The organism is Streptococcus cristatus ATCC 51100 (genome assembly GCF_011612585.1).
GTDB classification, from domain to species: Bacteria; Bacillota; Bacilli; order Lactobacillales; family Streptococcaceae; genus Streptococcus; species Streptococcus cristatus_H.
Window position 1 is genome coordinate 954,542 of the sequence record NZ_CP050133.1, and the last position, 26,226, is coordinate 980,767.

Here is a 26,226-nt window from a genome sequence, read left to right on the forward strand (position 1 = left end):
TTTATTTTTTTCTTGAAATGGAATTGAAATTGTGGTATAGTTATAAACAATTAAATAGTCCTTTAATTCTATCCAGAGAGATAGGCAAGGAGCAAAGTAAAAATGATAGGTGGAGTGTGACAAGTGCGTCTTGTTTCAGCCTGTCTCTATTTTCTGAGGTCTCCTTGCAAAAGGAGGCTTTTTTAATGTTTTTAGGAGGTTTAGATGAAGACAAAGGAAGTTGTCGATGAGATCACTATGAATCGTGCCATCACGCGAATCACCTATGAAATCATCGAGCGCAACAAGGATTTAAGCCAAATCGTTTTGGCAGGCATTAAGACCAGAGGGGTTTTCATTGCCAAGCGGATCCAGCAACGACTGGCTCAGCTTGAGAAAATTGAGATTCCAGTTTGCGAAGTGGATACAAAGCCCTTCCGAGACGATATCAAGGTCAAGGAAGACACGACAGTGATTCCAGTTGACATTACTGATCGTGAAGTGATTATCGTTGACGATGTGCTTTATACAGGTCGGACTATCCGCGCAGCCATTGATAATCTTGTCAGCAATGGGCGGCCATCACGTGTCAGCCTTGCTGTTCTAGTGGACCGCGGGCACCGTGAGTTGCCGATTCGGGCAGACTATGTTGGTAAAAATATTCCAACGAGCCACCTTGAAGAGATTATTGTTGAAATGACTGAAAAAGATGGTCAGGACCGAGTTCTGATTGTAGAGGAGGAGACAAGATGAGTCAAGAAGTTAAATACGATGTCCATGATATGCCAAAACCTGGCTTACTCTTAGGACTTTCATTCCAGCATTTATTCGCCATGTTTGGGGCGACAGTGTTGGTTCCGATTCTGGTGGGAATTGACCCAGCGGTAGCCCTGTTTTCAAGTGGTTTAGGAACGCTGGCCCACTTAACAGTGACCAAGTACAAAATCCCTGCTTATATGGGTTCCAGCTTTGCTTATATCGCTGCCATGCAAATCCTAATGAAGACAGATGGGATTGCTGCGGTTGCTCAAGGTGCCATCACAGGCGGTCTGGTCTACTTCATCGTGGCCCTCATCGTGAAATTCGCAGGAAACGCCTGGATTGATAAGATTTTGCCACCAGTAGTGGTAGGGCCTATCATCATGGTGATTGGTCTGAGTCTAGCGGGTACAGCCGTTGGCGATGTGATGTATAAGACCGTTGGAGACCAGAAGGTCTACGACATCACCTACTTTGCTATCGGGATGGTAACCCTTCTCTGTGTTATTCTCTTTAACATCTACGGTAAGAAAATCGTTGGTATTATTCCAGTTCTGCTGGGCTTGATTGTTGGCTATATCTTCGCTCTGATCGTCGGAGCAGTGACAGGTCAGGAGATTATCTCTTTTGCTAACGTGACAAAAGCTTCTTGGTTCCATGTTCCGCCGATGAATCTTCCGTTTATAGATTATGATTTTAAATTGTATCCAAGTGCAATTCTAACAATGGCCCCGATTGCCTTTGTAACGATGACAGAGCACTTTGGGCATGTAATGGTTCTGAACAGCTTGACAGGCAAAGATTTCTTTAAAGAGCCTGGTTTGGATAAGACTTTAGCTGGAGATGGTCTGGCTCAGGTTATCGCGGGTATCTTTGGTGCTCCGCCAGTGACCAGCTACGGTGAAAATATCGGGGTTATGGCGCTCAATAAAATCTACAGTGTTTATGTGATTGCTGGTGCTGCTGTATTGGCGATTGTCATGAGTTTTGTTGGAAAAGTATCCGCCCTGCTCCAATCAATTCCAAGTCCAGTTTTGGGAGGCATTTCCATCGCCCTCTTCGGGGTAATTGCTTCCAGCGGTTTGAAAATTCTGATTGAAGCGCAAACCAATTTTGACAATAAAAAGAACCTGCTGATTGCCAGTGTCGTTCTGGTATCTGGTATCGGTGGTCTGACCCTGCAACTATCAGGTCTGCAAGTTTCAGGAGTTGCCTTGTCAACTGTTCTCGGAATTGCCCTCTACCTCATCCTGCCAGAACCTAAAAATTAGGCTGACGAGATTGCTACATTTGTCCAAAGTTTTTAATAAAAAAGGAGTATAACATCATGTCATCAAATCAAATCGCACTTAAAAATCTTGTATCTATGGAACACCTTACGAACGAAGAAGTAATGGCTTTGATCAAGCGCGGGATTGAATTTAAAAACGGCGCAAAGGTTCATTATGATGAGCAGCATATCGTTGCAAATCTCTTCTTTGAATCTTCAACACGGACTCACAAGGCTTTTGAAGTAGCAGAATTAAAACTTGGATGCGACCTGCTTGACTTTGATGTCAAGACAAGCTCAGTCAACAAGGGAGAAACCTTGTACGACACGATTTTGACTATGTCAGCTCTCGGTGTAGATGTCTGTGTCATCCGTCACCCTGAGGTCGATTACTATAAAGAATTGATCGAAAGCCCAACGATTACAACTTCTATCGTAAATGGTGGTGATGGCTCTGGTCAGCACCCAAGCCAAAGTTTGCTTGACTTGATGACAATTTACCAGGAATTCGGTCATTTTGATGGTTTGAAAGTAGCTATCGCTGGTGACCTTGATCACTCTCGTGTAGCCAAATCTAATATGCAAATCTTAAAACGTCTTGGTGCCGAGCTCTTCTTTGCTGGTCCAGATGAGTGGAGAAGTGCGGAATTTGCTGACTATGGTAAATTCGTAACGATTGACGAAGTGATTGACCAAGTGGATGTCATGATGTTCCTGCGCGTGCAGCATGAGCGCCATGACTACAACTCCATTTTCTCTAAGGAGAATTATCATAAACTCCACGGTTTGACGCAAGAGCGTTATGATCGTATGAAGGATACCGCTATCTTGATGCACCCAGCGCCTGTTAATCGCGATGTAGAAATTGCAGATCATTTGGTTGAGGCTCCAAAATCTCGAATTGTAGAACAAATGACAAATGGCGTCTTTGTCAGAATGGCAATCATTGAGGCTGTTCTCAAAGGACGAAACTAATCTCAAATGTAGCTTTGGAGTAGGATTGGACTCTAGAAGGGTCTGTCTACTCCTTTTTTATAACTTGACATTAAAGACGGATAAAAGACAAATGTTAAACTAAAAAGAACTACTCGAAATCACTGTTTCTGAGTAGTTCTTTTGATTTATGCATTGCTGGATTTTGCAAAGATTCTTGGGATGACTTTTTTGAGTTGTGGGATGAAGACGAGGCTGACCCCAATAACGATGAGTCGGTCTGCATAGTCGGTCAGTGCTTGAACAATGATAGTGCTGGTGACCAGATCTAAGCCTAAGCCATGTAAACCTTGTACGATAATACTGGAACCACTCGGAGTGATTCCTTTGAAGACTATCACAGTGATCAGAGAGGCCAAAGCAGTAGCTGGTAGAGAGACTAGAACCGTTTTCCAGAGAAGGTTTAGTCTTGGTTTTGAATCAGAAGTGAAAAAGACTGAGACGAGCAGAGCCAAAAGAATGGCTACTGGAGAGAAATAAATAGCAGAAATGTCTGTTGTAAAGGCGCTAATAAGAGCACTAGCAACCGCAGTTCCTACTCCGAAAATAGGTCCTAAAACGAGGCTGGCCAATATCGTTCCAAAAGTATCCAAATAAACAGGAAGTTTTAGAAAAAGTGCGATGTTGGCACCGATATAGTTTAGAGCGATGCAGATAGCTGTAAATGTAATGGTAAATGGTGTTATTTTTTTCATAATTTTATCCTAAATTTAAAGTTTCTAGATCTTGGCAGATGATTTCCTTTGAAGTGTTGAGTATCACGGAGAGAAAATCCTGAAAGAAGAGGTGGGTGTTTACTTGAGTCAGCACCTTAGCATTGGCTTGCTTACCATAAAAATGATAGGCATCAACTAGCGTTTGTCCCATGGCAATGCCTTCCGTTGCGAGATCGACGAAGGAGTCAAATCCTTGGCAAAGGTCTTCATGCAGAAAATGGGCAACGGCCAATGGATCGTTGATGACACAGCCGATGATATGTTCATACTTCCAATGAAAATCCCAGTAAAAACGAGTGATTTTTTCGATAAAGTCAGCGACTTCAGGATTGATAAATCGCATATATTCCAAGAGATTGGGCGTCAAGACAATCTTTCGCGTGACATCTAGACCGACCATTTCGATCTTCTTTCCAAGTTTTTCGTAGGTTTCTTGGGCTGCATGCGGATCGCACCAGTAGTTGTATTCGGCCACGGGTGAACAGTTGCCGTGCGATTTGTAGCTGCCGCCCATACTGACAAATCGGTCTAGATGTTGCCCAAGGTTAGGATTTTTCCTAAGAGCCAAAGCAATATTGGTCAAAGGCCCCAGTGCAATGATGGAAGTATCACTATTTTTCTGGAAATAGTCTGCCAGAAAGTCATAAGCAGCTTTTGGCTGGGCTTGGGTGGAGCTGCATCTTGCTATTCCGCTTTCCCCCAATCCATCCATGCCGTGGGTATCCTGAGCGGAGACGAAATCACGAACCAAGGGCTTGTCGGCTCCTGCATATACTGGAATATCTAGCCGATTCAGCCTTTCTAGGATTTTAAAGGCATTTTCAAGACCAAGTTCTACTGGGACATTTCCAGCGACTATGGTCAAAGCCACGACCTCTAAATCAGGGTGTTGTAGGGCATAGAGCAGAGCTAGGCTGTCGTCTATGCCGGGATCGCAGTCAATAATAACTTTTCTTTTCATAGGTCCTCCTTTTGAGAAATAAAATAAGGCTGAAACCTCAGTCTCAACCTCTCAGTTAGTTCTGCCAAAGTGGCAGGACACCAGAAAAAACTATGCGCAATTACATTACTTTAGAATATAAGGGTACTTAGTTTTTTATACTGGGAAGTTTGCGAACCAGTCCAAAACAAGTGTTTTGAATTATGCATTTACTATCATAAAGAAAAATTTCCTAAAAGTCAATGGGAAGGAGGACAAGAATAGTCAGTCTTTTGACTTTATGATATAATAAGTAAGATAAAAGAAATGAGGAGAATACAATGGCAAAAATAGTACAAACAGATAAAGCACCAGCAGCAATCGGACCATATGTTCAAGGAAAAATCGTTGGTAACCTTCTATTTGCAAGTGGTCAGATTCCTTTGTCACCAGAGACAGGAGAAATTGTAGGAGCAACGATTGAAGAGCAGACCCAGCAAGTTCTAAAAAATGTAGGAGCTATTTTGGAAGCAGCTGGAACAGATTTTGACCATGTGATCAAGGCAACCTGCTTCCTAAGTGATATCAATGATTTTGTGCCATTTAATGAGGTCTACAAAACGGCCTTTAAAAGCGAGTTTCCAGCTCGTTCGGCAGTAGAAGTGGCTCGCTTGCCTCGTGATGTAAAAATCGAAATCGAAGTCATTGCTGAGATCGTAGAATAAATGATTGGGACCGGGAGAAGTTTCCCGTCCTTTTTTAGAAATAAAATGTTAGACGAAGGGAGAAAGAATGGCTGAACACAAGATTCAATTAGTGATTGTGACAGGAATGAGCGGTGCCGGAAAGACTGTCGCTATCCAGTCTTTTGAGGATTTGGGTTATTTTACCATTGATAACATGCCGCCGACCCTAGTACCAAAGTTTTTGCAGTTGGTCGAAGGAACAAAGGACAATGATAAGTTGGCTCTGGTTGTTGATATGAGGAGTCGCTCCTTCTTTTTGGAGATTCAGGATATTCTGGATGAGCTAGAAAGAAGCACGGAAATTGATTTTAAAATTTTATTTTTGGATGCGGCCGACAAGGAGTTGGTGGCTCGCTATAAGGAAACTAGACGCAGTCACCCTTTGGCAGCTGACGGGCGAATTTTAGATGGAATCAAACTGGAGCGTGAACTCTTAGCCCCTCTGAAAAATCTCAGTCAAAATGTTGTAGATACGACAGAACTGACACCACGGGAGCTCAGAAAGACCATCTCTGAACAATTTTCAAACCAGGCTGATCTGCACAGTTTCCGCATCGAGGTTATGAGTTTCGGTTTTAAATATGGTTTGCCTCTGGATGCGGACTTGGTTTTTGATGTGCGTTTCCTGCCAAATCCCTACTATAAACCTGAGCTGCGTAATCAGACAGGATTGGATAAGGATGTATTTGACTATGTCATGAACCATGCTGAGTCAGAAGAATTTTACCAGCATTTGCTGGGCTTGATTGAGCCAATTTTGCCCGGCTATCAAAAGGAAGGAAAATCTGTACTGACCATCGCAGTCGGCTGCACGGGCGGACAGCACCGTAGTGTGGCCTTTGCACAGCGTTTGGCGGATGATTTAGCGAAAAACTGGCCTGTCAATGCCAGCCATCGCGACAAAAATCGCCGGAAGGAAACGGTGAACCGCTCATGAGAAAACCGAGAATTACAGTTATCGGCGGCGGTACAGGAATTTCAGTCATTTTAGACAGCCTGCGGAAAAAGGATGTAGAAATCACAGCCATTGTCACAGTTGCAGATGATGGCGGCAGTTCTGGTGAGCTGCGTAAGAACATCCAGCAGCTGACGCCGCCGGGTGACTTGCGAAATGTTTTGGTCGCCATGTCTGATATGCCAAAGTTTTATGAGAAGGTCTTCCAGTATCGCTTTGCCAAAGGAGACGGCGTTCTAGCAGGCCATCCCTTGGGGAATCTGATTATTGCAGGCATTTCCGAAATGCAGGGTTCGACCTATAATGCCATGCAGCTTCTAACCAAGTTTTTCCATACAACAGGTAAAATCTACCCTTCAAGCGACACTCCGCTGACTCTGCATGCTGTGTTTACAGATGGAACGGAAGTTGTCGGTGAGAGCAATCTGGCTAGTAAGGCTGGTATGATTGAGCGGGTCTATGTGACCAATACCCATGATGATGAAAAGCCTGTTGCCAGTAGAAAGGTGGTTCAGAGTATTTTGGATAGCGATATGGTGGTGCTGGGACCGGGATCTCTCTTTACCTCCATCTTGCCAAACCTCGTAATCGAAGAAATCGGCCAAGCTATTTTAGATACTAAGGCAGAAGTAGCTTATGTCTGCAACATTATGACCCAGCGCGGCGAAACCGAGCACTTTTCAGATAGCGACCACGTTCAAGTATTGCATCGTCATCTGGGCAAAAAGTTTATTGATACTGTCTTGGTCAATATCGAGCCAGTTCCGCGCGAGTATATGAATAGCAATAAATTTGATGAATATCTGGTTCAAGTTGAGCATAATTTTCAAGGGCTGCAAGAGCAAGTTCCGCGTGTCATTTCATCGAATTTCCTTCGATTGGAAAATGGCGGAGCTTTTCATGATGGAGAGTTACTTGTTGATGAATTGATGCAGATTATACAGGTGCGCAAATGAGCTTTACAGTAAAAGTAAAAGAAGAGCTTTTAAGCTTATCTGTAAAAGACAAAAACGAGTTGGCTGCCATCATTAAGATGGCTGGTAGTTTGGGAATTTCTTCGACTGGCCTCACCTTATCCATTTCAACAGAAAATGCCAAGATTGCTCGCCATCTCTATGAGTTGCTGTCGGACCTTTATCAGGTCAAATCAGAAATCCGTCACCATCAGAAGACTAATCTGCGCAAGAATCGCGTTTATACAGTATTTCTAGATCAGAAAGTGGAAGAAATCCTTTCTGACCTGCACTTGGCTGACTCCTTTTTTGGTATTGAGGCAGGGATTGACCAGACCATTTTGTCAGATGACGAAGCCAGCCGAGCCTACCTCCGGGGAGCCTTTCTCTCAAATGGCAGCATGCGGGAGCCAGACTCAGGCAAGTACCAGCTAGAAATCCTGTCCGTTTATCTGGATCATGCTGAGGATTTGGCTGACTTGATGCGGCGTTTTCTGCTGGATGCCAAGACCATCGAGCGCAAGAAGGGGGCTGTCACTTATCTGCAGAGAGCTGAGGATATCATGGATTTTCTCATTGTCATCGGTGCTATGGAAGCCATGGCTGAGTTTGAGTCTCTTAAGCTCATGCGGGAAGCGCGCAACGATCTTAATCGCGCCAATAATGCAGAGACAGCGAACATCGCTCGCACGGTCACAGCCAGTATGAAAACCATCAACAATATTGCCAAAATCAGCGACAATATTGGTATCGAGAGTTTACCTGTAGACCTGCAGGAGGTAGCCCAGCTTCGTATCCAACATCCAGACTACTCCATACAGCAGCTAGCTGATAGTCTGAGCCGGCCTCTAACTAAGAGCGGTGTCAATCATCGCTTGAGAAAAATCAATAAAATCGCAGATGAATTATAAAAGCTGCTGAGCTTGAGCTCGGCAGCTGTTTTTTTATAGGCTTGTAGAATGCTTGGGTTGGACCTTCTGATCAGGATAAATATGGTTAATGGCATTGTTGACAGCAGTAGGTGCCTCACCTAGCCCGGTCGCAATCAAATCAATCTTCCCCTCGTAGCTACAGCAGTCTCCAGCTGCATAGATACCTGGCACGGAAGTTTCTTGCTTGCTATTGACCAAAATCTTGTGACGGTTAAGCTCCAAGCCCCAATCTTTGAGATTGCCGACAGAGGATTTAAAACCGTAGTTGACAAAGAGGTGATCCAGAGGCAGAAGCTGGCTCTCCTCTCCCTTGACTTGGCTGATTTCCAAGTGAGTAATCTTACCATTTTCACCGACCAATCGACTAGGTACAAATGGTGTCTTAATCTCAACACTAGAAGCCTTGAGTTCTTCCACACTATGCTCTAAAGCCCGGAAGTTGTCCCGACGATGAACCAGACTGGTTTCCGCAATCTTTTCAAAAGCTAGCGCCCAGTCAACAGCCGAGTCGCCGCCGCCCAGAACAACAACCTTTTTGCCAGCATACTGGCTGATGTTTGAAACGTGATAGTGAAGGTTGCTGTAGCTTTCAGCATCGTCTAACTCCAAAGCCCTCGGTTTGAAGGCGCCGCCTCCCATAGCGATGATAATGGTTTTGGTCTGATGCTGGGCTTTAGAAGTCGTAATGGTGAAGTCATCATCAGATTTAACGATATCCAGAACCGTTTCATTGAGGCAAATGTCGGTCTGGAAAGTTTCCAGCTGCTCAATCAGACGCTGTGTCAGTTCTTCGCCACTTAGATTGGTAAAGCCCGGCACATCCAAAATCTTCTTCTCTGGATAGAGAATGGCTGGCTGTCCGCCCAGCTGAGGCAGAGAATCAATGATTTTCACCTTGGCTTGGCGCAAATGAGCGTAAAATGCAGCGAATAAGCCAACTGGACCGCCGCCGACAATCGTAATATCATACAGTTCAGACATAATTTTCCTCAATCTTTTTAAAATAAACTAGCATTATTGTACCACAAAAAGAGGTTGAAATGTAGTTAAATTTTTGTAGGGATTGTAAAAGCCCCATCAGGGGCTTAACATTAAATAGCAAATAAATCATTGAGGTTTTCAGCCAAAGTCGGGTGAGTGAAGATTTGCTTACTCAAGTAGGTGTAAGGAATCTTATTATCCATGGCTACAGTCAGGATATTGATAATTTCCTGAGCCCCTGCTGAGAAGATTGTTGCTCCGACGATTTCCTTGGTCTCTGTGTTGACAACAGCCTTGAAGGCACCGCGTAAGTCAGCATTGACATGTCCGCGAGGCATAGCTGCGACTGGAATCTCCTTAACTGCAATCGGCAGTCCTTGCTCTTGCGCTTCCTTTTCAGTCAGTCCGATTTGAGCCAAAGGTGGTGTGATGAACATGCTGGTAGGTACGTTCTTACGGTCTTCCAGTGTGTAGCTGCCGTCGCCAGCCAGATAGCTATAAAGGATGCGGAAGTCATCCAGTGAGATATAAGTGAACTGCAGACCGCCATTGACATCGCCCGCTGCAAATACACCAGGTACAGATGTTTCCAAGTGCTTATCGACCTTAATCGCTCCGCGTTCTGTCAGCTCAATATCTGTATTTTCCAAGTGTAGTGGCTCAACATTCGGCTTACGGCCAGTAGCATAGAGCAGGGCATCAAAGCGGAATTCTCCATCCTCAGTCACAACGACAACTTCAGCACCATCATTTTTAACCTGTGTAGTACGTACATTTTGTAAGAGCTGGATTCCGTCTTCTTCCATGTACTGCTTAGCTAGGGCAGCGATAGAAGGCTCTACTCGAGGGAGAAAGACAGGTGCAGCATCCAGTACAGTTACTTGACTGCCCAATTTGTTGTAGAGTCCAGCGAATTCTAGGCCGATATTACCGCCACCTAGAACTCCCAAGCGTTTAGGAAGTTCTTTCAGGTTTTGGATACCTGTTGAATCGTAAACATTTTTAGTATCAGTCAATCCAGGAATCGGTAGGACGTTGGAAACAGCACCAGTATTGATGACAATAGTTTCAGCCGTCAGTTCCTCTTTTTCATCACCAGCTGTGATTTCGATGACCTTATTGGAAAGGAAATGAGCTTCCGCATCGATGATGTCGACACCAGCACCACTGATTGCTGCATAGTTCTTTCCGTTGAGACGGCTAGTTACAGCGTTCTTCTCAGCCATGACCTGGTCGAAAGCTAGCCCTTTTTCAGCTGCGACGAGCAGGGTCTTGGTTGGGATGCAGGCGATATTGATACAGGTTCCCCCATACATAGCCTTGCTGCGCTCAATCAAAGCAACTTTTTTTCCTTGGGCCGCCATTTTGGCTGCCAATGTTTTACCGGCCTTACCAAAGCCGATGACAATTAAATCATAGGTTAACATAATTTACCTCCATTTTTCAAAAAGATTGTATCACATCTAGTTAGAAATTGCTGAGTTTTGCTACGCCTATTTTAAAAATGTAATCTAAAACATTTTAATACACTTTGTCCATTTTATTGGAACTAAATTTTAGCGCTTTTTCTTGCTATATGTTATACTTTTTTTCATCATAAATTACTATAAGGAGAAGAAAATGTCTGTTTTTACACTGATTTTGGCAAGTTTGGTTGCCTTGGAATTTTTTTATATTATGTACTTGGAGACCATGGCGACGACTTCGGCTACGACAGCACGGGTTTTCGGTATGTCACAAGAGGAGTTGGAGCAGCAGTCGGTCAATACACTTTTCAAAAACCAAGGAGTTTACAACGGGCTGATAGCTGTTTTGGTCTTGATTGCGGCTTTTGTGCAGCCTAGTCCAGTTTGGCTGGGGATTTTTATGGTTTATATCATCTTGGTAGCTGTTTACGGTGCAGTGACTAGCGATCCGAAAATTTTGTTCAAGCAGGGCGGACTAGCAATGTTGACTTTGTTGAGTTTATTTTTCTAGAAAGAGCGGAAATAGTGATTCCCAGCTCTTTTTTACATAATGATTGACTTTTATATTAGACATGTGTAGAATAAAATTAGAAGAAGACTTTAGAAAGTATGGAGATGTAATGAATCATTCAATTAAACGTTTACCAGATGGTGAATTTGCTATCTTAAAGATTATTTGGCACCTGCCAAATCCAACGACCTCTGCCCAAATTATGGAAAAGCTGGGTGAAGATAACCATTGGAAGCCTCAGACTTTGTTGACAGTCTTAGCTCGCTTGACGGAAAAGGGGTTCTTAGAAAGTGTTCGAAAGGGTCGTGAGAGGCAGTATACGGCCTTGATTTCGGAAGAGGAATATTTAGAAGTAGAGACGTCAGACTTTTTGAAGCGCTATAGCGGACATTCCATGGGAGGCTTTGTCAAGACTCTCTTTTCATCTAATTCTTTTTCAGAAAATGAACTGGATGAGCTGCGTAATTTACTGAATCAGAAAGAGTAAGATGAGGTAGTATCCATGAAACAGTTCCTTTTGTCTTTCCTTTTAACCAGTTTTTCAACCTCGATCTTGGTTCTGTTTTTGAGCCTTCTTTTTGCAGCCCTCAAGACCAAGATTTCAGTCAAGGTCAAGTATGTTATCTGGTTTTTAATCTTGCTGAGTTTTTTATTCCCATTCCGTCCTCAGTTTGGCTCTGGTTTGATTCGGCTGAGTACTGGGGCGACTATTCAGACAGCTGTTAGAGCTGGTCAGACAAGTGGAGGGCAGGCTGTTTCTCAAGTAGCTGAAAAAGCTAGCCAGGCCAATCTCTGGGAGGCTTTTCTAGGTCTACCTTGGTTTGAAATATTCTTTGCTATTTGGCTACTTGGTTGTTCATTTAACTTAGGTAAGTATGCCTATTCTTATATCCGTTTTAAAAAGATGTTGCAACGTTGGGGGACAGAGGTTGAGGACGAAGAGACTTTGTTCCAGTTGCATTTGATTAAAGAAAAGATGGGCGTTAAAAGTAAGATTCGTCTGCTCTACTATCCTATGACACAGAGTCCAATGTTGCTGGGATTCAGAGATATTTTGATTGTGCTACCGGAGCTGGACTATACGGAGGAGGAGCTGCAGCTGATTTTCCAGCATGAGTTGACCCATTATCAGCACTATGATGTCTTGATTAATCTTTTCGCGATTCTTGCCAAGAGCCTGCATTGGTTTAATCCAGTGGTTCGTTTTGCTTGTCAGGAAACTCAAGAAGCAGGAGAAATGTACTATGACTACGATGTTCTGAGTAGAAAAGACACAGCTTATCACACTTTTTATGGCGAGACCATTCTGACGATGATTGATCGCAGTAAGAAGACCCCGATTGCTTTGACGACTTGTTTTTACTCGGATAAGTTTAATCTCAAGCGTAGGATTATTGGTATCATGGACAGCCGGCTACCGAAAAAGTTTCTGTCTGCTTCTTTCGTAGTAGCAGTTCCCCTACTTTTGCTCTTGACTAGCTCGGTCTTTGCCTTAGAAAATCCAGTCGCACAAGATAGTAAACTTGTGTTAGAGTCTAAAAAAGCGGAAGGGCTTAGTCAGCGTCAGGCCTTAGAAACAGTTTTGAAGGAACTTTCTCTGGCTGAAAAGGACATTAAGGATATGCAGATTTTACGTGACAAAGGCAATTATAAGATTCTCTTTCCACACGGACAGACGGCTCATGAAATGCTTGTCAATGCCAAGACTGGAAAAGTCGTCCAACCCAAGCAGCATACCATTGTCGAAAAGACAGTAACAGTTGAAAAAGAAGTTACGCCATCTTCGTCTTCTGCAGCGGCTCCAGCTGATAGTGGAAGTGGGAATGGGAATGCAGGTCAGACGGGAAGTGTTAGCTCTCCGCCTCCTACGACCAATACTGTAACAAATTCGAATACAAACACTAGTACAGCACCTGTCCAACCTCCTGCTCAAACTAGCTCCTCAAAGAGTAAGGATAAAGATCGTGATGATGACAAAGACGATGACGACGATGATGATGACGATGATGATGACGATGACGATTAGATAAAAGATTCTACCAATTGAGGTTTCTTGATAGAAGCAGCGATTGGTAGAATTTTTTTATCTTTATTTTTTGTAGAATCTAGTCCTTAACTCATAAATTGAGGTTAATTTTCAAGTTTTTTTAAATTTTAGTAATTTTCCTCTTGACTTTTAAAATCTACAAGTGTAGATTTTAGCTATAAACTACAAATGTAGAATAAAGTTTTGAAAATACTGTCCGGAAAGTATTAGAGTAGTAGAGCAAGGACGCTCTTTCTTTTAAAGCTATAAACTACATTTGTAGAATAAAAGGAGAATACAAATGAAACAAAAACAAATCCAAACGAACTTCCAACGTGTTGAAACAAAGTACATCTTAGACTGTGCGACCTTGGCTCGCTTAGAAGCTGAAATGCATGCTTACCTCATTCCAGATGATTACGCAACTTCGACCATTTCAAATGTCTATTTTGACAATGATGATTTTCAAATGATCCAAGACTCGATTGCTAGAAGAGGTGGTCGTGAAAAGCTACGGATGCGGACTTATGCAGCGGAGCCAACAAAGGATAGTCAGGTATTTTTGGAAATCAAGAAAAAGTCGGAGGACGTTGGCTTCAAGTATCGACTAGTTTCAAATCTTACTTCGGTCGTTAATTATATTGAGAAGGGACTTGCAGACCAGACTATTTCTGATGAGCGGGTCAAGACAGAAGTGGAGCTGTTGCAGGAGCGTTATGCAGGCTTAAAACCGAAAATGGTGATTAGCTATGACCGTTACTCGATGAAAGGCTCAGAGGACAAAAAAGTTCGTGTGACGGTTGATTCCAATATCCGCTTCCGTGATTATGATGTAGACTTGACTTTAGGACGCCACGGCTATCCTCTGTTGGAGGATAATATGGTGATTATGGAAATCAAGGTTCCAGGGGAATATCCTGAGTGGATGTCTGAAATTTTGAACGAATACGGCCTTGAAGATCAGTCCTTCTCAAAATACGGCAAAGCCTACCTAAAATCTAAAGAATTGATTCCCCAAGCCGCCAAGGTTTAAGGAGAGAAACAATGATTACACAACTATTTAACAGTATCTATTCTTCGGCTGAAATCAAAGTTAACCCTCTAGCCCTGACAGCCTCCCTCGTGACGGGTTTGATTTTGGGAATCATTTTGGCCAAGGTCTATAAGCACCAAACTATTTATACCAAGGAGTTTGTCATCACACTGTCTCTCTTGCCAGCCATTATCTCCATTATTATTTTCTTGGTAAATGGAAATCTGGGAACCAGTGTCGCTGTAGCAGGAACATTCAGTTTGATTCGTTTCAGATCAGCAGCAGGAGGGTCCAAAGAACTTTTGGCCATCTTCATGGCGACAGCGATTGGGATCACGACAGGGATGGGTTTCTTAGCTCTAGGAGTTTTTTTCACGCTCCTCATTTCCTTCTTTTGGTTGCTCTTTGAAAAGATGGGCTTTAGTTCGGTCAGTCAAACCAGACGTTATGTTCAAATTCAGATTCCTACTGAGTTAGACTATGAAGTTCTTTTTGAAGCAATCTTTGAAACGGCCTGTAAAAGCTTTGAGTTGACCTCTGTCCAGTCAGTTGACAATAAGTTTATCAAATTGGACTATGTGGTTGATTTGAAAGCAGATGTGAGTGACCAACGTCTCATCCAACGTTTCTTACGCTATGAGAAGATTAAGAATATTTCCTTCTCGAAAGAAGCCAAAAAACGAAAGACCTTGTAAGGTAAAAAACGGCTGTTTTGAATGACTTGCATCCCAAAAGTTATCTTTTGGGATGCAAGTGTTTTGTTGATTGATTTAGCTGTAATCTCTCTAAAATGGTATAATGTAGCTATACAGAAGTGGAGGATTGAAGAGTGCTTCATATAATAATTATTATTTGTATTATACTTTTATTACTCATGTTTCATTCTTTGATTCAGCAATCAAAGAATCCTTCGGGCTTTCTAGGAAAACGAATGATGAAATTGTGGAATTGGGCCTATCTTCCCATGTTTGTATGGGCAATTCGTCATCTGGATAGGACATTTTACCCTGCAATCTTAGATGTAGGAGTTGGGAATGGCCGTTCAACCATCCTACTGAAAGAAACCTTTCCGCAAAGTACTGTAACTGGAATCGATATTTCAGACACTGCAATAGCTCAAGCCAAACAGATAGGGATAGTCAATCTAAATTTTGAACGAAGAGACGTTAGAGAGACAGGCTTTTCTGATGAAAGTTTTGATTTAATCACAGCCTTTCAAACTCATTTTCATTGGCAAGATCTAGAGGCTTCTTTTATAGAGCTTCGAAGGATACTCAAATCAGACGGGATGCTCTTACTAGCTTGTGAATATAACAAGTTATCTTATTTTTTACCGAAATTTCAAAGCGAAGAAGTATTTAAACGATTCTTGTTATCAGTAGGCTTTGCGCTCGTAACTAGTCAAAGAAGGGGATCGTGGATCCTTTATAAAATTGTTAAAAACTAATGGAGGTACAATCATGAAACAATTATTTTTATGTTCATATTTTGCTGGTGTCAAAAATCTTTTTAGTGATTATGCAAAGGAAAAAAATCTAGAAAAAAAGGTTCTATTTATTCCTACCGCTGGGAACAAAGAGGACTATACTGCCTATATCGATGAGGCTCAGCAAACATTCAGAGATTTAGGCTTTGAAATAGAGGTTCTAGATATTGCTTCTTGTGATCGAGAAACTGCACAGGCAAAGATTTTCCAAAGCAAGATTCTTTATGTCTCAGGCGGAAATACCTTTTATTTGTTGCAAGAATTAAAGAAAAAGCAACTCCTATCTCTCATCAAAGAACAAATAAGAGATGGGTTGGTCTATGTGGGAGAATCAGCAGGGGCTATCATTACAGCTAAGGATATTGACTACAATAAACTCATGGACGATAAGACCGTAGCGACAGAGTTATCTGATACAGCAGGATTGGATGAAGTGGATTTTTACATCCTTCCACATTATGGTGAGGAGCCTTTTACTGATAGTAGCAAAAAGACCTTTGAAATGTATAAAAATAAGCTCAGTTTAATGCTAACGAACAATTCCCAAGCCGTAATTGTAAATGGTGAAGAAAGAGAAGTCGTTTCTGAACAGGATTAAAATAAATTTCTTTTTGCTATTATGATGTTCATTCTAACAATTTGTTGCTTTTAAAAAAGAAAGTGAAGATAATATAAGTTTATGGCAGTTTTTTCCTTGACATTTATCCATTTTGTGTGTAGAATAGAATAGATCTTGGACTTGAAGGGAGTGAAAAAAATGTCAAAAACAGTAGTACGTAAGAATGAATCTCTTGACGATGCTCTTCGTCGTTTCAAACGTGCGGTTACTAAAGCTGGTACTCTTCAAGAAACACGCAAACGTGAATTCTATGAAAAACCTTCTGTAAAACGCAAACGCAAATCAGAAGCAGCTCGTAAACGTAAAAAATTCTAATCAATAGAATGAGGAAGCAGCCGATTTGGCTGTTTTTTTCTTTTGAATGGGAAGTATATAATAAAAACAGCACTGATTTTTTCAGTGCTGTTTGGATATTAGCTTTGTTTTTCAAGCAAGCTCTTGATTTCTTGCAGAACTTCAAGTTCTGTTGGTCCAGCTGGTGCTTCTTCAGCAGCTTCTTCGTTTTTCTTAGTAAGATTTTGTGCTTTTTCCGCAGCCTTAACGATGAAGAAGAGAACAGTACCGATTACTAAGAAGTTGATCACGGCGCTCAAGAAATTACCATAAGCAATTCCGTTCCATTTCAATTCAGCGATTTGCTTCAAGTTTGCAGCTTTCAAAATTGGGTTGAGGAAGAGGGGAGTGATAACGTCAGTAATCAATGAGTTGACGATTGCTCCGAAAGCGTTCGCAATGATAACCCCGACTGCCAAGTCAATCACGTTACCGCGTAGCAAAAATTCTTTAAGATCCTTTAACATTTTCTTTTCCTTTCAAAAAATAATTTAATATTTGAGATTATATTATAGCTTAAAGAAGCAATTATTTCAAGTTATTTGCCTATCAAATGTTTTACATTTGCGTCAAATTATTATAGAATATAGAGTGATATTCTGTGATGAATTGGAGGTATTGTCTATTGGATAAAGAAATGATTTCTGAAATAAAAAATAGTGTCAATATCGTCGATGTCATAGGAGAAACAGTAGCCTTGACCAAGGCTGGGAGAAATTTTCTGGGACTTTGTCCCTTTCATGGCGAAAAGACGCCCTCTTTCAACGTTGTAGAGGACAAGCAGTTTTATCACTGTTTTGGCTGTGGCAAGTCGGGGGATGTTTTCAAGTTTATTGAGGACTACCGAGGCGTATCCTTCATGGATGCTGTTCAGATTGTCGCAGACAGAGCGGGCATTTCCTTAGGGATGGAGAGAGCTAGCGCAGATCGACCGAGACAGGCTCATCCGCATCAGGCGCTCTACGATATTCATACAGAGGCAGCGAAGTTTTACCATGCGGTTCTGATGACGACCAAAATAGGAGAAGAAGCACGCGCTTATCTCTACAATCGTGGGCTGACAGATGAGGTCATTAAGCATTTTCAAATCGGCTTGGCTCCTAATGAAGGCAACTATCTTCATAAGAGTATGGCTGGTAAGTTTGATGAGTCCACTATCATGAACTCGGGTCTTTTTAATCTGGCAGAGAATAATCTGGTCTATGATGCTTTTCAGAACCGGATTATGTTTCCCTTGACCAATGACAAGGGTCAGGTTGTCGCCTTTTCTGGTCGAATTTGGCAAGATTCGGAGGCTGGTTCACAGACTGCCAAGTATAAGAATAGTCGCAGCACCCCTATTTTTAATAAAAGCTATGAGCTTTATCATCTGGATAAGGCCAAGCCGGTTATCAAGAAGAGCCATGAAGTCTATCTGATGGAAGGCTTTATGGACGTGATCGCGGCTTATCGGGCTGGAGTTGAAAATGCAGTCGCATCGATGGGAACAGCTCTGACACCTGAGCATGTCCAGCACCTGCGTAAGTATTGCAAGAAAATTATTCTGACTTATGATGGAGATAGGGCTGGTCAGGCTGCGACAGCTAAGGCTTTAGAGGAGCTACGGGATATGTCGGTAGAGATTGTGTCCTTTCCTGACAATATGGATCCGGATGAATTTATTGCTAAAAATTCTGCCGAAGAATTGCGACAATTTCTGACCAAAACGCGAATTAGTGATGTAGAGTTCCTTTTACGCTATCTCAAGCCGGATAATATTGAAAATTTGCAGGCTCAGATTGAATTCGTGGAGCGAATGGCGCCTATTATTGCTCAGACGCAATCTATTACAGCTCAGAATTCCTATATTTATATGTTGGCTGAGTTGCTGCCGGATTTTGATTATCAGCAGGTAGAGAATACGGTTAACAATAGTCGTTTGGCTGAGCGAAGTAGTCGAAGCGGACAGCAGTCAGAATCTCTAAGAAGACCTGTACTGGTAGATCTTCCACTGTCTAAACAGCTATCACGGTTGATAAAGGCAGAGATCCATATCCTTTATCGTATGGTACACAATCCGCTGGTTTTAAATAGCTATCGGCTTCGCACGGATTTTGCCTTTGATACGGCGGAACTGCAGGAGTTATACGAGCTTTTACTAGCCAATGGTGAAGTAACCTCGCAGGATTTATCTAGCTTACCGGAAAGAGTCCAGCAACTTTGGTATCGGATGTTGGAGGAAGATTTGCCAGAGGAGATGGAAGACGGAGAGTTAGCAGAAGTAGAACTGACTAGGGAACGCGAATTGCTTCGTAAGAATAATCAGCTGATTAGCAAAAAGATTCGAGAAGCTTTGCATACTGGAGATGAGAATGCCGCTATATTAGAGGTGGAGCGCTTAATCGCACAAAAAAGAAGAATGGAGTAGGTATGGCTACAAAACAAAAAGAAGTAACAACATTAGACGTTCAAATTGCAGAATTCATCCGCAACCACAAGCAGACAGGTGTAGCGACAGACGATGAAATCAATGACCAACTGGTCATTCCTTTCACTTTGGACGCCGATGGGATTGAGGATTTGCTGCAACGCATTCAGGATGCGGGCATTTCTATCACGGATAAGGAAGGAAATCCTAGCGCGCGTGTCTTGAATACTGAAGAGGAAGAAGTAGAACTGACCGATGAAGAGCTCTTGGGTAGCAATTCAGCCAAGGTTAATGACCCAGTTCGCATGTATCTGAAGGAAATCGGGGTTGTGCCGCTTCTTAGCAATGAAGAAGAGCAAGAGCTGGCGATTTTGGTAGAGCAGGGAGACTTAGAAGCCAAGCAGCGCCTGGCTGAGGCCAACCTTCGTCTAGTTGTTTCCATTGCCAAGCGCTATGTCGGTCGTGGTATGCAGTTCCTTGATTTGATTCAAGAAGGAAATATGGGACTGATGAAAGCCGTTGATAAGTTTGACTATACTAAAGGATTTAAGTTTTCAACTTATGCGACTTGGTGGATTCGTCAGGCCATTACCCGTGCGATCGCTGACCAAGCTCGGACTATTCGGATTCCAGTCCATATGGTGGAAACCATTAACAAATTGGTCCGTGAGCAACGCAATCTCTTGCAGGAATTGGGTCAAGACCCAACACCAGAGCAAATTGCTGAGCGTATGGATATGACGCCGGACAAGGTTCGTGAGATTCTCAAGATTGCTCAAGAGCCAGTTTCTCTGGAAACACCTATCGGTGAAGAGGACGATAGCCATCTAGGAGACTTTATCGAAGACGAAGTGATTGAAAATCCAGTTGATTACACAACTCGTGTCGTTCTTCGTGAGCAGTTGGATGAGGTCTTGGATACTTTGACAGATCGTGAGGAAAACGTCTTGCGTCTGCGCTTTGGTCTGGACGATGGGAAAATGCGGACACTGGAAGATGTTGGCAAGGTCTTCAATGTCACCCGTGAGCGGATTCGCCAGATTGAAGCCAAGGCCCTACGTAAACTCCGCCATCCAAGTCGTAGCAAACCACTCAGAGACTTTATCGAAGATTAAGAACTGAAGAGCAAGAAGGGGCAGGAATCTTTCAGTAGGAAGTGTCAAGTAGGCAATCCTAGCTGAAAACAAAAGCCCCCTCGAGCTAACTTGAACTTTCTGCTATATCTATAAGGAGGATATGCATGTCAGAAAAAAAATACAGCCCCGAAGAAGTTGAAAAGATTAAAACGCGTATTTTGGAGAGCTTGGAGCAGGTCATCGACCCAGAGCTGGGAATTGATATTGTCAATCTCGGCTTGATTTATGAGATCCGTTTTGATGAGACCACTGGAGAAACGGAAATCGATATGACCTTGACCACTATGGGATGCCCTCTGGCGGATCTTCTGACTGACCAGATTTATGACGCCATGTCAGATGTTCCTGAGGTTACCAAGACGGATGTTAAGTTGGTTTGGTATCCCGCTTGGACAGTGGAAAAGATGAGTCGTTATGCTCGAATTGCATTAGGGATTAAATAGCGACATCACACTGGAAGAAAGACTATACAGAAAAGCGCTTGAATGGAACATCAAGTGCTTTTTGAATGCAATTTTATACAAACTACCAGCTAGTCAGTGAAATTTCCCCGCTGTTGAGCCAGATATTTTGGCCGTTCTCCAACTGGACTAGAAGTTGGCCACTGTCTGAGATATCGCTAGCAATTCCCTTATAGGTTTGATTATTTTGCTGGAAGCTCACTTGGCGACCGAGGACTAGAGAGTGCTTTTTGTAAAGATAGAGTAGGTCTTGGGGATCGCTTTCGTAGAAACATCTCCAGATTTCAGCAATCAGCTCATTTCTGCTGATAGGAGCTCGCTCTGTAAAGAGTGATCCAGCCTTAGATTCCAATTCTTCTGGAAAATCATTAATGCAAAAGTTAAACCCGACCCCGATAATAATATCTGTGACTAAGCCTGTCTCGACTGAAGTAGTAGCCTCGGTTAAAATGCCTGCGATTTTTTTATCTTTGTAGTAAATATCGTTGACCCACTTGATATCTATGTCTATGAGAGTTAGATTTTTTACAGCCTGATAGATGGCTCCAGCTGTTAGGAGAGTATAGGCAGGAATTTGATCGAAAGCCAGGTCGGGCTTGAGATGGAGGGACATGTAAAAGCCGCCTTGTTTTGGAGAGAAAAAGTTTCGGCCGAAGCGACCGCGTCCGGCTGATTGAGCAGCAGCTAGATAGAGGGTATTTGCTTCGCCGCCCGCTTCCAGACCTGCTTTGGCATCTATCTGAGTAGATTGGCAGTTGGGTTTGAAGGAAACCTTGATGGGTGCCTCCTTTTCAATGATTTCTGGGATTAGTAAATCCCCTGCTTTGAGCTTATAGCCCCGATTTTTAACGGAATCAATCTGGATTCCTTCTTTTTCCAAGCGTTGAATGGCCTTCCAAATGGAGGTTCTGGAAATGCCTAATGTCTGAGCTAGACTTTCTCCATTGACATAATCGTCAGCTTGGCTGAGAATGGTAAATAATTGTTCGTAGGTTTTCATTCGTTCTTTCTCTGTTAAATACTGCTTTCTCGAATGGTCAGCTTGGTAGAAAGTTTGACCATATAGGGAATGGAATCCTCTTCGGATGTTAAAATTTGATTCAGAATGTGCAGAGCCTGCTTGCCCATTTCTTCAGTAAAAACGGTGACCGTACTGAGACTGGGATAGATATACTTAGCAATAGACGTATCATTAAATGAAATGATGCTGACATCTTGGGGAACCTGAATTCCGTGTTCTTGCAAAGCCCGCAAGGCACCAATTGCTAAAGCATCGCTAGAGATGAAGAAGGCGGGTGGCAGCTGGTCCTTGTGCTCGCTAAGAAGCTCAGTCATCATCTGATAGCCTGATTCCGAAGAAAAACTGCCTACCTTAACCAAGTCAGCTTGAAAGATTCCTTTTTCGGATAGATACTGCTTAAAACTCGCTAAACGAGGGTCACTGATAACGCTAGCTTGGTCAGAGGTTCTTTCTTGCCCGGCAATCATGCCAATCTGGTCAAAACCAGCGTTCATGAAGTGCTCAAGAACCTTCTGTACAGCATTCTCAAAATCAACCGTTACACAGCTGTGGCCTGCATTAAGCGTATCACTATCGACAAAAACTAAGTGGTTGCTGTACTGCTCTAGCTGCTGGATTTGAGCTGGGCTGAATTTGCCGATGGCAATCAAGCCATCAATATCTTTCAATTGCTCAAGAGAATCATTTTGAAACACTCTTTGAATCTCATAGCCCAATTCTTGGGCTTTTTTTTCAATACCCAAGCGAATAGAGTAGTAGTAGAGGTCATCGAGCTCTTCCTGCTCAGTGTACCATTCAATGAGCCCAATACGGTAGGCCTGAGTCTTATTTGGCTTGGTTTTTCTTGATTTTTTATAGTTCAGCTGCTCAGCGATGTCAAAAATCTTTTTACGAGTGCCATCACTGACCGACATGGCTGGGTCGTAGTTGAGTACGCGAGAGACCGTAGCGGGAGAGACCCCAGCAGCTTGGGCAATATCCTTAATCGTAGCCATTTTTTTCTCCTATTGTCTTATATGGGCTATTATACCTCAAAAACAAGTAAATAACAAAGAGGAATTTAGTAAATAATATCTAATAATTTTCTTAAGTAAAATTTTACTAAAATTATTGAAGTTTTACTTGAAAATAGTTATAATAAAGATAAGAAAACGATTACAATATCGATCATCATTTTAAAGGAGTTTAGTTTATGTCAAATGTCATTTCAGTAGAGCAAATCCGCGCAGATTTTGCCAAGGTTTTTGGAGTAGAAGCGGACCACACTTTCTTTTCACCCGGTCGGATCAATCTGATCGGCGAGCATACGGACTATAACGGCGGCCATGTCTTTCCTGCAGCCATTTCTCTTGGAACTTATGGAGCGGCTCGCAAGCGGGACGACCAGCTCTTGCGATTCTTCTCAGGGAATTTTGAAGAAAAAGGGATTATTGAAGTGCCGCTGGAAAACCTGCACTTTGAGCCTGAGCATAACTGGACCAACTATCCGAAAGGAGTCCTGCATTTTATGCAGGAGGCAGGCCATACGATTGACCGAGGCATGGATGTCTATGTTTATGGAAATATTCCCAACGGCTCGGGCTTGTCTTCTTCTGCATCGCTAGAGCTTTTGACGGGTGTCATTGCTGAGAAATTCTTTGATTTGCAGTTGGAACGTCTGGACCTAGTGAAAATCGGTAAATTAACTGAGAATGAATTTATCGGGGTTAATTCTGGCATCATGGACCAGTTTGCTATCGGAATGGGAGCTGACCAGCGGGCTATTTACCTAGATACCAATACTCTTGAATATGACTTGGTGCCGCTTGATCTCAAGGACAATGTCGTAGTGATTATGAATACCAACAAGCGTCGTGAGTTAGCTGACTCTAAGTACAATGAGCGTCGGGCGGAGTGCGAAAAAGCTGTTGAAGAACTGAACAGCAAGCTATCTATCGCTACCTTGGGTGAGTTGGATGAGTGGTCCTTTGACGAGTATAGCTATCTGATAGAGGACGAAAATCGTCTCAAACGGGCTCGCCATGCTGTTTTAGAAAATCAGCGTACTTTGCAAGCTCAGGCAGCTTTGCAGGCAGGCGATCTTGACAAGTTTGGCCGTCTCATGAATGCTTCTCACGTTTCTCTAGAACATGACTACGAAGTGACTGGTCTAGAGCTGGACACCTTGGTTCACACAGCCTGGGAGCAAGAAGGTGTTTTGGGAGCTCGTATGACAGGGGCAGGTTTTGGTGGCTGTGCCATTGCCTTGGTGCGAAAAGATGCTGTTGAGGCCTTTAAGGAAGCTGTAGGCAAGCACTACGAGGAAGTCGTTGGATATGCTCCAAGCTTCTATATCGCTGAAGTTGCAGGTGGCAGTCGAGTTTTAGACTAGGAGAGAAGTAAATGGACGCTGTAATATTTGATTTAGATGGCTTATTAGCTGATACTGAGATCATTTCTCTAAAAGTTTATCAAGAATTGCTTAAAGATTTTGGAATTCCTTTCACAGAAGAAACATATTCTAGAGAATACAGTGGACATAGGGAAGAGGAGAATGTTCAACGATTTTTGGCTACCTATGATTTACCTTGGAACTTTGACCAAACCTTGGAAAAAGTTTATGAACTGGAAGCTCGAATATTAGCCAAAGGTGTAAATTTAAAAAAAGGTGCTAAAAATTTGCTTGCTTTTTTGCAAAGAGAAGGTATTCCGATCGCCTTAGCAACTTCAAGTGTTGAATCTCGAGCGAGAATGATCTTGGATAGCAATGGTATACTGTCCCTATTTGACCATCTAGTTTTTGCAAAAGATGTAAAGCGAAGCAAACCTTACCCTGATATATTTTTAAAGGCCTGTAGAGATTTGAACGTTTTACCAGAGAATTGCTTAGTACTAGAGGATAGTGAAGCAGGGATTGAGGCAGCGTATAGAGCTGGGATACCAGCCATTTGTATTCCAGACTTAAAAATACCAGCGCAGTCTTTCTTAAATAAAACAGAACAAGTTTTTCAGGATTTAGACGCTGTCAGAGACTATTTAGAATGTAAGAAGGAGAATCAATGAGTCAGGGAGTTCTAGATGCATTTATCACAGAAGTCATTTCTGAAAGTTCATTTGAGGAAATGGATCGAATCTACCTGACCAATCGTGTTTTGGCACGAGTGGGAGATGGTGTTTTAGAAGTTGAGACTGAGTTGGATGACTTGATTGACCTCAAGGACCAGCTGGTTGAGGAGGCAGTTAGATTAGAGACGATTGAGGATAGTCAGACTGCGCGTGAAATCCTTGGTGCTGAGCTTATGAACTTCATCACACCAGCCCCTAGCCAGCTCAATCGGGACTTTTGGACGACTTATGCCTCCAATCCCGAGCAAGCTGTGGCTGATTTTTACCAGCTTAGTCAAAAGAATGACTATATCAAGGTCAAGGCCATTGCTAAAAACATTGCTTTCAAAGCACCGACTGAATATGGAGATTTGGAAATCACCATCAATCTCTCTAAGCCAGAAAAGGATCCCAAGGAAATTGCGGCAGCTAAAAAGGCTAAGAATAGCCATTATCCAGCCTGCCAGCTTTGCATGGAAAACGAAGGCTACCAAGGTCGCTTGGACCACCCAGCTCGCGCCAATCATCGGATTATCCGCTTTGACTTGGCTGGACAGGAGTGGGGTTTTCAGTATTCGCCCTATGCCTACTTTAATGAGCATTGCATCTTTCTGCACAGTCAGCACCTTCCTATGGCTATCAGCCGGCTGACCTTTGAGCGCCTGCTGGACATCGTTGAGACCTTTCCAGGCTATTTCGCAGGTTCTAACGCCGACCTGCCGATTGTTGGCGGCTCTATCCTGACCCACGACCACTATCAGGGCGGACGTCATACCTTCCCTATGGAAATGGCAGAGCTGGATTGCAGCTTTACTTTTAGCGGATTTGAAGAGGTGGAAGCAGGTATTGTCAAGTGGCCCATGTCTGTCATTCGTCTGAGGTCTGAGAAGAAAGAACTCTTGATTGAGTTGGCTGACAAGATCTTGCAAATTTGGCGAACTTATTCTGACCCAAGTGTGCAGGTGTTGGCAGAGTCTGAGGGTGAGCCGCACCATACCATCACACCGATTGCCCGCAGAAAAGATGGAACTTTTGAGCTGGACTTAGTCTTGCGGGACAATCAAACTTCCCCAGAATATCCGGACGGCATTTACCACCCTCATAGAGATGTTCAGCATATTAAGAAAGAAAATATCGGCCTGATTGAGGTTATGGGGCTGGCTATTCTGCCGCCTCGGCTCAAGGAAGAACTCAAGCAGGTGAAACTTTTCTTGCTGGGAGAAGACTGTCGGGTCGCTGCCTATCATCAGGAGTGGGCCAATCAACTCAAAGACCAGAATCCAGATGTTACCGCTGAGACGGTGGAAGGAATAGTGCAAGCATCGGTTGGACAAATTTTCAGCAGTGTACTGGAAGATGCAGGAGTTTACAAGCGAACAGAGGAGGGCAAGGAAGCTTTCATGCGCTTTGTCCAATCTGTTGGTTTGAATGAGGAATAAT

28 protein-coding genes and 1 riboswitch are annotated in these 26,226 nt (G+C 42.9%); of the genes, 21 read left to right on the top strand and 7 right to left on the bottom strand.

Features of this window, described 5'->3' with window-relative positions; all coding sequences use genetic code 11:
• Window positions 1-204: 204 nt before the first annotated feature.
• Genes pyrR through HBA50_RS04700 form a run of 3 tightly spaced genes read left to right on the top strand, consistent with a single transcriptional unit; the run spans window position 205 to window position 2,983 of the window.
• Entirely contained in the window at window positions 205-732 is a 528-nt protein-coding gene (pyrR, locus tag HBA50_RS04690) for a bifunctional pyr operon transcriptional regulator/uracil phosphoribosyltransferase PyrR (protein ID WP_005590199.1), read from the top strand.
• Window positions 729-2,009 (top strand): uracil-xanthine permease family protein, encoded by a 1,281-nt coding sequence (locus HBA50_RS04695; RefSeq protein ID WP_045497156.1) that lies wholly within the window; start codon window positions 729-731, stop codon window positions 2,007-2,009. The genes pyrR and HBA50_RS04695 overlap by 4 nt, the downstream gene beginning before the upstream one ends.
• Before the next feature lie 56 nt (window positions 2,010-2,065).
• Complete coding sequence (locus HBA50_RS04700) at window positions 2,066-2,983, top strand: aspartate carbamoyltransferase catalytic subunit (protein ID WP_045497159.1); 918 nt, start codon at window positions 2,066-2,068, stop codon at window positions 2,981-2,983.
• A 146-nt stretch (window positions 2,984-3,129) separates the two neighbouring features.
• Here the strand turns inward: HBA50_RS04700 and HBA50_RS04705 are convergent, their stop codons facing one another.
• Window positions 3,130-3,696, bottom strand: a complete 567-nt coding sequence (locus HBA50_RS04705; RefSeq protein ID WP_045497162.1) for a LytS/YhcK type 5TM receptor domain-containing protein — start codon at window positions 3,694-3,696, stop codon at window positions 3,130-3,132.
• A gap of 4 nt (window positions 3,697-3,700) precedes the next feature.
• Entirely contained in the window at window positions 3,701-4,678 is a 978-nt protein-coding gene (locus HBA50_RS04710) for a nucleoside hydrolase (RefSeq protein ID WP_045497164.1), read from the bottom strand.
• Window positions 4,679-4,799: 121 nt separating this feature from the next.
• A riboswitch (PreQ1 riboswitch) is annotated at window positions 4,800-4,844 on the bottom strand.
• 133 nt (window positions 4,845-4,977) lie between these two features.
• On the opposite strand from HBA50_RS04710, the gene HBA50_RS04715 reads away from it, so the two are divergent.
• The 4 genes from HBA50_RS04715 to whiA all read left to right on the top strand — a co-directional run bounded on the left by HBA50_RS04715 (window position 4,978) and on the right by whiA (window position 8,201).
• Window positions 4,978-5,361: a RidA family protein gene (locus tag HBA50_RS04715; RefSeq protein WP_005590207.1), complete on the top strand. Its 384-nt coding sequence runs from the start codon at window positions 4,978-4,980 to the stop codon at window positions 5,359-5,361.
• Window positions 5,362-5,428: 67 nt separating this feature from the next.
• Entirely contained in the window at window positions 5,429-6,319 is an 891-nt protein-coding gene (gene rapZ, locus HBA50_RS04720; RefSeq protein WP_045497166.1) for an RNase adapter RapZ, read from the top strand.
• On the top strand, window positions 6,316-7,293 hold the full coding sequence (locus HBA50_RS04725) for a YvcK family protein (RefSeq protein WP_045497168.1): 978 nt from the start codon (window positions 6,316-6,318) through the stop codon (window positions 7,291-7,293). The genes rapZ and HBA50_RS04725 overlap by 4 nt, the downstream gene beginning before the upstream one ends.
• Window positions 7,290-8,201 carry a DNA-binding protein WhiA gene (gene whiA / locus HBA50_RS04730; protein WP_045497171.1) on the top strand — a complete coding sequence of 304 codons (912 nt, stop codon included), beginning with the start codon at window positions 7,290-7,292 and terminating at the stop codon, window positions 8,199-8,201. The genes HBA50_RS04725 and whiA overlap by 4 nt, the downstream gene beginning before the upstream one ends.
• 33 nt (window positions 8,202-8,234) lie before the next feature.
• Here whiA and HBA50_RS04735 read toward each other — a convergent pair whose 3' ends face one another.
• Both HBA50_RS04735 and HBA50_RS04740 read right to left on the bottom strand, forming a co-directional pair.
• Window positions 8,235-9,203: an NAD(P)/FAD-dependent oxidoreductase gene (locus HBA50_RS04735; protein WP_045497174.1), complete on the bottom strand. Its 969-nt coding sequence runs from the start codon at window positions 9,201-9,203 to the stop codon at window positions 8,235-8,237.
• A gap of 110 nt (window positions 9,204-9,313) precedes the next feature.
• Window positions 9,314-10,630: an FAD-containing oxidoreductase gene (locus HBA50_RS04740; protein ID WP_045497178.1), complete on the bottom strand. Its 1,317-nt coding sequence runs from the start codon at window positions 10,628-10,630 to the stop codon at window positions 9,314-9,316.
• A gap of 193 nt (window positions 10,631-10,823) precedes the next feature.
• Here HBA50_RS04740 and HBA50_RS04745 point away from each other — a divergent pair, with 193 nt between their 5' ends.
• The 8 genes from HBA50_RS04745 to rpsU all read left to right on the top strand — a co-directional run bounded on the left by HBA50_RS04745 (window position 10,824) and on the right by rpsU (window position 16,659).
• Window positions 10,824-11,180 carry a DUF1304 domain-containing protein gene (locus tag HBA50_RS04745; RefSeq protein WP_045497181.1) on the top strand — a complete coding sequence of 119 codons (357 nt, stop codon included), beginning with the start codon at window positions 10,824-10,826 and terminating at the stop codon, window positions 11,178-11,180.
• 109 nt (window positions 11,181-11,289) lie between these two features.
• Entirely contained in the window at window positions 11,290-11,667 is a 378-nt protein-coding gene (locus HBA50_RS04750) for a BlaI/MecI/CopY family transcriptional regulator (protein ID WP_005592027.1), read from the top strand.
• A 15-nt stretch (window positions 11,668-11,682) separates the two neighbouring features.
• Window positions 11,683-13,206 carry a M56 family metallopeptidase gene (locus tag HBA50_RS04755; protein ID WP_045497184.1) on the top strand — a complete coding sequence of 508 codons (1,524 nt, stop codon included), beginning with the start codon at window positions 11,683-11,685 and terminating at the stop codon, window positions 13,204-13,206.
• Between the two features lie 301 nt (window positions 13,207-13,507).
• Window positions 13,508-14,239, top strand: a complete 732-nt coding sequence (locus HBA50_RS04760; RefSeq protein ID WP_045497187.1) for a polyphosphate polymerase domain-containing protein — start codon at window positions 13,508-13,510, stop codon at window positions 14,237-14,239.
• Between the two features lie 11 nt (window positions 14,240-14,250).
• Window positions 14,251-14,934, top strand: coding sequence for a DUF4956 domain-containing protein (locus tag HBA50_RS04765; protein ID WP_045497191.1), 684 nt, complete (start codon window positions 14,251-14,253; stop codon window positions 14,932-14,934).
• Between the two features lie 179 nt (window positions 14,935-15,113).
• Window positions 15,114-15,686 (top strand): class I SAM-dependent methyltransferase, encoded by a 573-nt coding sequence (locus HBA50_RS04770; protein ID WP_371259032.1) that lies wholly within the window; start codon window positions 15,114-15,116, stop codon window positions 15,684-15,686.
• 13 nt (window positions 15,687-15,699) lie between these two features.
• Window positions 15,700-16,323: a Type 1 glutamine amidotransferase-like domain-containing protein gene (locus HBA50_RS04775; RefSeq protein ID WP_005591933.1), complete on the top strand. Its 624-nt coding sequence runs from the start codon at window positions 15,700-15,702 to the stop codon at window positions 16,321-16,323.
• 159 nt (window positions 16,324-16,482) lie between these two features.
• The gene (rpsU, locus tag HBA50_RS04780) at window positions 16,483-16,659 is read left to right on the top strand and encodes a 30S ribosomal protein S21 (protein ID WP_000048054.1); all 177 of its coding nucleotides are present in this window, start codon (window positions 16,483-16,485) and stop codon (window positions 16,657-16,659) included.
• 98 nt (window positions 16,660-16,757) lie between these two features.
• Here the strand turns inward: rpsU and mscL are convergent, their stop codons facing one another.
• Window positions 16,758-17,144 carry a large conductance mechanosensitive channel protein MscL gene (gene mscL, locus HBA50_RS04785; RefSeq protein WP_045497200.1) on the bottom strand — a complete coding sequence of 129 codons (387 nt, stop codon included), beginning with the start codon at window positions 17,142-17,144 and terminating at the stop codon, window positions 16,758-16,760.
• A 137-nt stretch (window positions 17,145-17,281) separates the two neighbouring features.
• On the opposite strand from mscL, the gene dnaG reads away from it, so the two are divergent.
• The 3 genes from dnaG to HBA50_RS04800 all read left to right on the top strand — a co-directional run bounded on the left by dnaG (window position 17,282) and on the right by HBA50_RS04800 (window position 20,663).
• On the top strand, window positions 17,282-19,084 hold the full coding sequence (dnaG, locus tag HBA50_RS04790; protein WP_080940850.1) for a DNA primase: 1,803 nt from the start codon (window positions 17,282-17,284) through the stop codon (window positions 19,082-19,084).
• A 2-nt stretch (window positions 19,085-19,086) separates the two neighbouring features.
• On the top strand, window positions 19,087-20,199 hold the full coding sequence (gene rpoD / locus HBA50_RS04795; RefSeq protein WP_005590235.1) for an RNA polymerase sigma factor RpoD: 1,113 nt from the start codon (window positions 19,087-19,089) through the stop codon (window positions 20,197-20,199).
• Window positions 20,200-20,324: 125 nt separating this feature from the next.
• The gene (locus HBA50_RS04800; RefSeq protein ID WP_045497205.1) at window positions 20,325-20,663 is read left to right on the top strand and encodes a metal-sulfur cluster assembly factor; all 339 of its coding nucleotides are present in this window, start codon (window positions 20,325-20,327) and stop codon (window positions 20,661-20,663) included.
• An 82-nt stretch (window positions 20,664-20,745) separates the two neighbouring features.
• On the opposite strand, the gene birA is transcribed toward HBA50_RS04800, so the two are convergent.
• Both birA and HBA50_RS04810 read right to left on the bottom strand, forming a co-directional pair.
• Window positions 20,746-21,681: a bifunctional biotin--[acetyl-CoA-carboxylase] ligase/biotin operon repressor BirA gene (gene birA, locus HBA50_RS04805; RefSeq protein ID WP_045497208.1), complete on the bottom strand. Its 936-nt coding sequence runs from the start codon at window positions 21,679-21,681 to the stop codon at window positions 20,746-20,748.
• 14 nt (window positions 21,682-21,695) lie between these two features.
• Window positions 21,696-22,697, bottom strand: a complete 1,002-nt coding sequence (locus tag HBA50_RS04810; RefSeq protein WP_045497211.1) for a LacI family DNA-binding transcriptional regulator — start codon at window positions 22,695-22,697, stop codon at window positions 21,696-21,698.
• A gap of 197 nt (window positions 22,698-22,894) precedes the next feature.
• Between HBA50_RS04810 and HBA50_RS04815 the strand changes: the two genes are divergently transcribed.
• The 3 genes from HBA50_RS04815 to galT are packed head-to-tail and all read left to right on the top strand — an operon-like array spanning window position 22,895 to window position 26,225.
• A complete protein-coding gene (locus HBA50_RS04815) occupies window positions 22,895-24,073 on the top strand; it encodes a galactokinase (protein WP_045497214.1) in 1,179 nt (392 codons plus the stop codon).
• Between the two features lie 11 nt (window positions 24,074-24,084).
• On the top strand, window positions 24,085-24,744 hold the full coding sequence (locus tag HBA50_RS04820; RefSeq protein WP_045497216.1) for an HAD family hydrolase: 660 nt from the start codon (window positions 24,085-24,087) through the stop codon (window positions 24,742-24,744).
• Window positions 24,741-26,225 (top strand): UDP-glucose--hexose-1-phosphate uridylyltransferase, encoded by a 1,485-nt coding sequence (gene galT, locus HBA50_RS04825; protein ID WP_045497218.1) that lies wholly within the window; start codon window positions 24,741-24,743, stop codon window positions 26,223-26,225. The genes HBA50_RS04820 and galT overlap by 4 nt, the downstream gene beginning before the upstream one ends.
• The last annotated feature ends 1 nt before the right edge of the window (window position 26,226 follow it).

Bases quoted from the DNA above. Each gene is read 5' to 3' on its own strand.
- pyrR (WP_005590199.1), top strand. From the start codon at position 205: ATGAAGACAAAGGAAGTTGTCGATGAGATCACTATGAATCGTGCCATC.
- HBA50_RS04695 (WP_045497156.1), top strand. From the start codon at position 729: ATGAGTCAAGAAGTTAAATACGATGTCCATGATATGCCAAAACCTGGC.
- HBA50_RS04700 (WP_045497159.1), top strand. From the start codon at position 2,066: ATGTCATCAAATCAAATCGCACTTAAAAATCTTGTATCTATGGAACAC.
- HBA50_RS04705 (WP_045497162.1), bottom strand. From the start codon at position 3,696: ATGAAAAAAATAACACCATTTACCATTACATTTACAGCTATCTGCATC.
- HBA50_RS04710 (WP_045497164.1), bottom strand. From the start codon at position 4,678: ATGAAAAGAAAAGTTATTATTGACTGCGATCCCGGCATAGACGACAGC.
- HBA50_RS04715 (WP_005590207.1), top strand. From the start codon at position 4,978: ATGGCAAAAATAGTACAAACAGATAAAGCACCAGCAGCAATCGGACCA.
- rapZ (WP_045497166.1), top strand. From the start codon at position 5,429: ATGGCTGAACACAAGATTCAATTAGTGATTGTGACAGGAATGAGCGGT.
- HBA50_RS04725 (WP_045497168.1), top strand. From the start codon at position 6,316: ATGAGAAAACCGAGAATTACAGTTATCGGCGGCGGTACAGGAATTTCA.
- whiA (WP_045497171.1), top strand. From the start codon at position 7,290: ATGAGCTTTACAGTAAAAGTAAAAGAAGAGCTTTTAAGCTTATCTGTA.
- HBA50_RS04735 (WP_045497174.1), bottom strand. From the start codon at position 9,203: ATGTCTGAACTGTATGATATTACGATTGTCGGCGGCGGTCCAGTTGGC.
- HBA50_RS04740 (WP_045497178.1), bottom strand. From the start codon at position 10,630: ATGTTAACCTATGATTTAATTGTCATCGGCTTTGGTAAGGCCGGTAAA.
- HBA50_RS04745 (WP_045497181.1), top strand. From the start codon at position 10,824: ATGTCTGTTTTTACACTGATTTTGGCAAGTTTGGTTGCCTTGGAATTT.
- HBA50_RS04750 (WP_005592027.1), top strand. From the start codon at position 11,290: ATGAATCATTCAATTAAACGTTTACCAGATGGTGAATTTGCTATCTTA.
- HBA50_RS04755 (WP_045497184.1), top strand. From the start codon at position 11,683: ATGAAACAGTTCCTTTTGTCTTTCCTTTTAACCAGTTTTTCAACCTCG.
- HBA50_RS04760 (WP_045497187.1), top strand. From the start codon at position 13,508: ATGAAACAAAAACAAATCCAAACGAACTTCCAACGTGTTGAAACAAAG.
- HBA50_RS04765 (WP_045497191.1), top strand. From the start codon at position 14,251: ATGATTACACAACTATTTAACAGTATCTATTCTTCGGCTGAAATCAAA.
- HBA50_RS04770 (WP_371259032.1), top strand. From the start codon at position 15,114: ATGTTTCATTCTTTGATTCAGCAATCAAAGAATCCTTCGGGCTTTCTA.
- HBA50_RS04775 (WP_005591933.1), top strand. From the start codon at position 15,700: ATGAAACAATTATTTTTATGTTCATATTTTGCTGGTGTCAAAAATCTT.
- rpsU (WP_000048054.1), top strand. From the start codon at position 16,483: ATGTCAAAAACAGTAGTACGTAAGAATGAATCTCTTGACGATGCTCTT.
- mscL (WP_045497200.1), bottom strand. From the start codon at position 17,144: ATGTTAAAGGATCTTAAAGAATTTTTGCTACGCGGTAACGTGATTGAC.
- dnaG (WP_080940850.1), top strand. From the start codon at position 17,282: ATGAATTGGAGGTATTGTCTATTGGATAAAGAAATGATTTCTGAAATA.
- rpoD (WP_005590235.1), top strand. From the start codon at position 19,087: ATGGCTACAAAACAAAAAGAAGTAACAACATTAGACGTTCAAATTGCA.
- HBA50_RS04800 (WP_045497205.1), top strand. From the start codon at position 20,325: ATGTCAGAAAAAAAATACAGCCCCGAAGAAGTTGAAAAGATTAAAACG.
- birA (WP_045497208.1), bottom strand. From the start codon at position 21,681: ATGAAAACCTACGAACAATTATTTACCATTCTCAGCCAAGCTGACGAT.
- HBA50_RS04810 (WP_045497211.1), bottom strand. From the start codon at position 22,697: ATGGCTACGATTAAGGATATTGCCCAAGCTGCTGGGGTCTCTCCCGCT.
- HBA50_RS04815 (WP_045497214.1), top strand. From the start codon at position 22,895: ATGTCAAATGTCATTTCAGTAGAGCAAATCCGCGCAGATTTTGCCAAG.
- HBA50_RS04820 (WP_045497216.1), top strand. From the start codon at position 24,085: ATGGACGCTGTAATATTTGATTTAGATGGCTTATTAGCTGATACTGAG.
- galT (WP_045497218.1), top strand. From the start codon at position 24,741: ATGAGTCAGGGAGTTCTAGATGCATTTATCACAGAAGTCATTTCTGAA.